At 32.4% G+C, this 5,881-nt stretch carries 6 protein-coding genes and 1 other annotated feature; of the genes, 5 read left to right on the top strand and 1 reads right to left on the bottom strand.

The genetic code is table 11. The features are described 5' to 3' along the window. Window positions 1-21: 21 nt before the first annotated feature. The 5 genes from HP456_RS18790 (at window position 22) to HP456_RS18770 (ending at window position 5,490) form a co-directional block, all read left to right on the top strand. Window positions 22-852 (top strand): GNAT family N-acetyltransferase, encoded by an 831-nt coding sequence (locus HP456_RS18790; protein ID WP_172253914.1) that lies wholly within the window; start codon window positions 22-24, stop codon window positions 850-852. A 424-nt stretch (window positions 853-1,276) separates the two neighbouring features. Beyond that, window positions 1,277-2,002, top strand: a complete 726-nt coding sequence (locus HP456_RS18785; RefSeq protein ID WP_246289256.1) for a hypothetical protein — start codon at window positions 1,277-1,279, stop codon at window positions 2,000-2,002. A 755-nt stretch (window positions 2,003-2,757) separates the two neighbouring features. Further along, window positions 2,758-3,014, top strand: a binding site (T-box leader). A gap of 239 nt (window positions 3,015-3,253) precedes the next feature. Beyond that, on the top strand, window positions 3,254-3,712 hold the full coding sequence (locus HP456_RS18780; protein WP_172253912.1) for a GNAT family N-acetyltransferase: 459 nt from the start codon (window positions 3,254-3,256) through the stop codon (window positions 3,710-3,712). 217 nt (window positions 3,713-3,929) lie between these two features. Further along, a complete protein-coding gene (locus HP456_RS18775) occupies window positions 3,930-4,478 on the top strand; it encodes a SurA N-terminal domain-containing protein (protein ID WP_172253910.1) in 549 nt (182 codons plus the stop codon). 205 nt (window positions 4,479-4,683) lie between these two features. Further along, window positions 4,684-5,490 (top strand): GNAT family N-acetyltransferase, encoded by an 807-nt coding sequence (locus HP456_RS18770; protein WP_172253908.1) that lies wholly within the window; start codon window positions 4,684-4,686, stop codon window positions 5,488-5,490. A gap of 182 nt (window positions 5,491-5,672) precedes the next feature. Here the strand turns inward: HP456_RS18770 and HP456_RS18765 are convergent. Beyond that, window positions 5,673-5,881 (bottom strand): IS3 family transposase (locus HP456_RS18765; protein ID WP_172252205.1); only part of this gene is annotated, 209 nt, incomplete at its 5' end.

Raw genomic sequence — 5,881 nt, 5'->3', positions numbered from 1 at the left:
GGGGAGGAAGGATGAAAACGGATGATTTCAGAACTTGAAAAGTCTGAATACTATAAGTGTAAAGAATTAATATATGAAGAAGGTCTCTTAGAAGCAAAAGCTGTAATCGAAGGAGAGAATGCTGGCCGCATATTTGTAGATGATATTATTGCTCCTGCGTCTGGATTTATTTGGTTGGGGAGTAATAATGGTTTTATCTTTATCGGTAACGAAGAAAATGACGGATTTAATAACGAATTATACAATTTTTTTAATACAGTAATCAAACCTGATGCCAATAAAGAGGGTTTAACGACTTTTGAAGTGATGGGGAATCATTCCAAATGGAATAAGACTATCAAAAAAATATTTGGCGAAAATGTGATAGGTTACAATCAAAGGGTGTATGAATTAAAACAGAATGATTATAGAAAGCAGAATGAACCTGAAAGAGAGCAAGGATATAAAGTTATGAAAATCACTAACAACATCTTGGAAAACAAAGGTGATTTAACATTTGAAAACATTGAATTTTTACATTCGAAAATTCTGGAGTTTTGGACTTCATTTGAAAGATTTTTAGATTGTGGTGTTGGGTATATTGCTGTTTATGAAAACGAAATTATAAGCGCTTGTTTTTCAGCCGTAGTAGCCGGAAATGTGCATGGCATAGACATTGAGACTTTAAAACATCATCAAGGAAAAAAACTTGGACAACTGGTGGCTCATTCCTTTGTGAAAGACTGTATAGAAAATAATATTACTCCATATTGGGATTGTATGGAGATAAATAAACCTTCTGTTTCTGTTGCAGAAAATATAGGATTTGAAAATAAATTTAATTATATTTGGTATAGCATATCTTTTAAATAAATTTCTTCTATATCTAAGGAGGCTATAACTAGAGATGAGCCACTGATCTCCCACTCTTGCCTTTCAATTATTGGGCAGGGGTAAAACATAATTACAATTATTTAGGGAGTTGTTGATCATTAATAAATTCAATATCCCAATTTTGCTTACGTTCCTCCTAAGTTTCATTGGAGGAAGCTACCTTATCTTACGTTTAGATAATATTAGCAGTAATATAGTAATTTTATTAACGTTAACTTTAATCATTCTACCTCCAATGAGTATCTATTGGTTATTGATACGTCCAAGATCAATGCCGAAATTATTTGTATATCTTTCATTTATCATATGTTTGGGAGCTTCCTATTTAATAATCCCTTCTTCACAGAAGGGATTATTAAATCAGATTTTGATTTGGCTACTACCTATCCTGGAAGTTATTATCGTGATTGTAGTTGTGTATAATATTATTAAAAGCATAATTCGCTTTAAGGAAAGCAATAAAAGTAAAGAAAATAATTTTCTTGAAATAACGAGAATGTCACTTGAACCCAAACTAGGAAATGGTTTTGTTTTAGGGGCGATTTTAACAGAACTAAGTGTTTTCTATTACTCAATAATAGGATGGTTTAAAAAACCAACCGTGTTTGAAAATGAACAAATTTATTCTTATCATAAGACTTCACAGATAAAGACTATTGTCATCGTATTTTCACTCCTGATTACATTGGAAGGAATATTATTTCATCTTTTTATCCAGTTATGGAGTGACGTTGCTGCGTGGATTTTTACTATACTAAATATTTACGCTTTGCTTTATATGATAGGGCTATATAGTTCTGTAAAAATTTTGCCTCATATTATTTACATTGATAAGCTCATCATTCGCCTTGGATTTCAGAGCTGTATTGAATTGGATATTAGAAATATAGAATGTATAAAAACTGCTAAAGAAAAAGGTGGAATTGGAGAAAAAACACCTAAAGAAACGTACTTTGCTATGGTGAATATGGATTCTCCACAGTATGAAATTTTTTTAAAAGAACCTGCTTTAATGAAAAGTTCATATGGAAGAACAAAATATGTTAAAACTGTTATATTCAGGGCTGACAAACCATTAAAAATGGTTGAGGAGATAAATTCTACTATTAAGTCTTTAAGTAATGGATAAAAAGATAATTGTTCAACAGGGGCATATCTTCATTCTATCGGGCGCTTTAACGGACAACGAAAAAAGCCTAATTTCTTAACATTGAAAGTGAAAATGCAAAGGTTGAACAGCTTGCTGGTGAGCTTGAATACTCATTGAAGTAAGTTGTTATTTATGGTGAAAAAGGAGGATTACTTTGACAAACAAATCAAAATTTACTTATATAATATTATTTGTATTACTCCCTATTTTTTATTTAGTTGGCTCTTTTATTGTAAGGTATCTTATACTGGGTAGAGATTTTTCTTTATTCTTTAGTGATTCCTTCGGTATTTTAGGTATGTATTATGTAGTTGTAAGTATCATCTTTATGATTACAACAAATATTAAAAATGTAAATCTAAAAAATATATAATCTAGTTTGTATTTTAAGGAGGGTGGCTAAGGCACTCTCTTTATTTTTTGATTAATTTCAAAAAAATAACATATCCAAAAATGTTAAAAGAATCAAATAACGACCGAAACCAATCAGTAAGGGACCGATCCTTAAACAGATAATTTTGTCTAGGGTTCTGTAGAAAGGTTGATTGTATATTTAGTCCTTGTTCAACAAACGGGCCATTTAATTGAATAGTAATGGATATTTATTAACATGCATTACTAAGAATTGTAACCTTACTTTTCAGAAAAGTTAATTATAAGCTGTATTTGTCTTTTAATAATTTTCAATTAACCATTTACATAATTGCTTGAATATTGGATAATGTTACATAATATTAAATGCGATGAAGAGAAGAGTAGGTAATGTTAATCTTTTTTAGAGAGCTCCGGTTGGTGAAAAGGAGTAAGGATTTAATTATTGAAGCAAGCCTCGGAGCATCACATTGGAGCTTTACCAAGGGATAGTGTGACGGGTACTCCCGTTATAGAGGAAAGGTATAAGCAAAGATTATATTTGCCGTACCTAATAAGGTTAATATGGTGACATATTAATAAAATGGGGTGGCACCGCGATAATAATCTCGTCCCCAAGACAAATGTCTTGGGGGTGGGATTTTTTTGTTTACTTAAAAGAAAAATAATAAAAAGTGAGTCTGGTAAATTTGAAACGCTTGATAGAACCCTAAAACCCTATCCTTCTATTTTATCAAGGTATAGGAGTAGGAGCATAAGTTTGATGTGGCACCTCTGATATAATCCCGTTAAAGTATTTCAGTATGTTTATTTATTTGGAGATTATAGTAGTGAATTTTATCCAGAAGGAGAATGTTTATGGCTCAAATATCAATTCAGGAATTAAATGTGAAAAATATGTATGAATGTCTAAAGCTAAAGTTAGCGGAGGATCAAGTTGATCGAATTGCTCCTAATGTTTACTCAATTGCAGAGTCTAAGGTGAATTTCAATTTTACACCCTACGCAATACATTTGGATGAGGAAGTTATAGGTTTTGTGATGACGGAATATGATCCAAGCGAGATTGATGAGAGAAAGCATTGGATTCCAAGGTTTATGATAGATGTATCTTATCAAAGAAAGGGATACGGGAAAGAGGCGATGCAACAAGTTATAGATATGCTCAAAGAGAATGCTGACTGTCAATATGTTGGCTTATCAACAGAGCCTGATAATTATTCTGCACTTCAATTCTATGAGTCACTTGGATTTTTCAACACAGGCGAGTTGTTAGAGGAAAGTGAAACTATTTTACTTTTTAAAGTTAGAAGGTAACCTTCGATAAAACCTTATTTGGAAAAACACGAGTTATTTATCTGGGAAAAGTGAGCAATATCCTTCTTAAACAAACGGCGATAGTATATGTCTCTGGGATTTCTTTTATTTATTTGGGCGTTTGCTGAACAGGCAGCCGCCCTTTATTCAACTAAAGGGGCAGGTTAATTGAATATGCTAAGGTCGCAATGTAGGGAAACAGAAAGGTTTGATACTATTGAAAAAATTTATTGTTTTTATGCTTTTTGCAGTTTCACTATTGGTAGGATGCGGAATAGGTGATGCACAAAAAGTAGGGGTTAGTGGTGAAGCCTTGGATGAATATGTAACAGAAGCAAGAATTGAGAGAAGAATACAATCCTTAGAGAGACTCAACTCCGAGCAATCATTAGATAAAGAAAACATAAGAGCTAATGCGATAGAACAATTAATTGATGAATACATTCTAATGTATGAAGCAAAAGCCCAAGGCTTTTCTGTATCGGATGAAGAAGTTCAAGAGGTTATTGAATTTAATATAAAGACCGCAAAAGAGGCACCAAACGAAAACTTCAATAAACTTCTTAACGAAATGGATATGACGATAGAAGAATACTACAAAGAATATGCTTATGAATCTATAAAAGGAAAGTTATTGGAAAATAAACTGTATGATGATATAACATCTAAAGGTGAAGTGTGGAATGAATTCAGGATGAAAGTAATAAATGATTTTAGAGAAAAAAATGATACTCAAATAAAAAAACTTAATGAAAAAGTAAATTAATATGAACAGAGCATTATTCCATATAAGGGGGCAATAACAGAAGATCCAGCCAGATGATATCTGGTTATTTCTTTATTCAGCTATAGGAGCAAGTTAATGGTATAACAAAATCTGTTAATTTCTTATTATAAACGAGGAGAGGAATAGCCTTTATTTCTGGATAATAATTTATAAGTGAAGAGATTGTGGAAGGGGATTTTAAGTTATGCTGCGTTTTTACTGCGAAGAAGATAAGGGGAACTTAATAAAACTAATTGAAAAAATGGAAATTAAAGAAGGTGTAGGAGAATTAGAAGAGGTAATTGCAAACTCACAAAAGATAATGTTGTATGACCAAAATGGAATTAAGGGATTCTCTTACTATTCCACTTATAATAATGATGAAGAGGATATTGCTCAGATAAGTTTATTTGTAGACTTTGATTATCGACTGAGTGGGAAGCTGATTTCTGAAAGCGACTCTGATTTTGTGAGTGTCTATATGAGGGTGGAATCAGAAAACCCTATACCATTCGCTGAGAAAATGGGTTTCACAAAATGGTGGGGTTCTCCCGAATTGATATATAGAGGAGGAGCTTTTCCTAAAACTGATGTAGAGTTTGTTAAATATGAGGAAAAGTTTTTTGAAAAGTTTTTAAAAGTTGTACAGGACTCTTATTATGAGTTGCACGAAATAAATGATATGAAACCATATTTAGCTCCCGAATATAGCGTGAATGAATATAAACTTAACAATAAAGATAACGTTTATTTAGTTCTTGATAATGAGGAAATAGTCGCCTCTGTTACTACTGGTAAAGGCGAAGTAGACAATTCAATGGTAGCACCAAGTTATCAAGGAAAAGGTTATGGACGTAAGGCTCTCCAATTCGGTATGAACAAAATGTTAGAAGAGGGTTACAAGGAAATTCGTATTTGTTTTGTAGAGGGAAACAAAAATGCTGAAAAGTTATACACTTCAATAGGATTCAAACCGCTTCACAATACACAAGTGTATCGAAAATTTTTATGATGATCTTTTTACTTTCTTATTTATTCATCAAAATGAAAATGCTTTTCATCCGTGGTTAGAAACATTAGCATGACCACACTCTCCGCTCTTAGTAAAATAGTAGGTGAAGCTAGTGTTTTGATTGTACCACAAAAAGAAAACACTCGGCCAAAGGTGCTTCCCCCCAAAAGTTAGAGTTTCTATTATGCAGCTGATTGGCTGGAGTGAGTTCGATATTCAACAGGACTCATCCCAGCCAATCTTTCTTTTAACCTGTCATGATTATACCAGTGAATATATTCATGAATTCGGCTTTTTAAATCTTCATAGCCTATTAGTTCTTCACCATAATACATTTCTTGCTTTAAAACCCCAAAGAAATTTTCCATCGAAGCATTGTCTGCACAGGTTG

Source organism: Bacillus haikouensis (genome assembly GCF_013179555.1).
GTDB classification, from domain to species: domain Bacteria; phylum Bacillota; class Bacilli; order Bacillales; family Bacillaceae_B; genus Rossellomorea; species Rossellomorea haikouensis_A.
The sequence above is the reverse complement of the archived record's forward strand: the minus strand, read 5'-3'. Positions and strand labels throughout refer to the sequence as shown.

What these genes read in the sequence shown, in the direction of transcription:
- HP456_RS18790 (WP_172253914.1), top strand. Translation starts at nt 22, where the DNA reads ATGATTTCAGAACTTGAAAAGTCTGAATACTATAAGTGTAAAGAATTA.
- HP456_RS18780 (WP_172253912.1), top strand. Translation starts at nt 3,254, where the DNA reads ATGGCTCAAATATCAATTCAGGAATTAAATGTGAAAAATATGTATGAA.
- HP456_RS18770 (WP_172253908.1), top strand. Translation starts at nt 4,684, where the DNA reads ATGCTGCGTTTTTACTGCGAAGAAGATAAGGGGAACTTAATAAAACTA.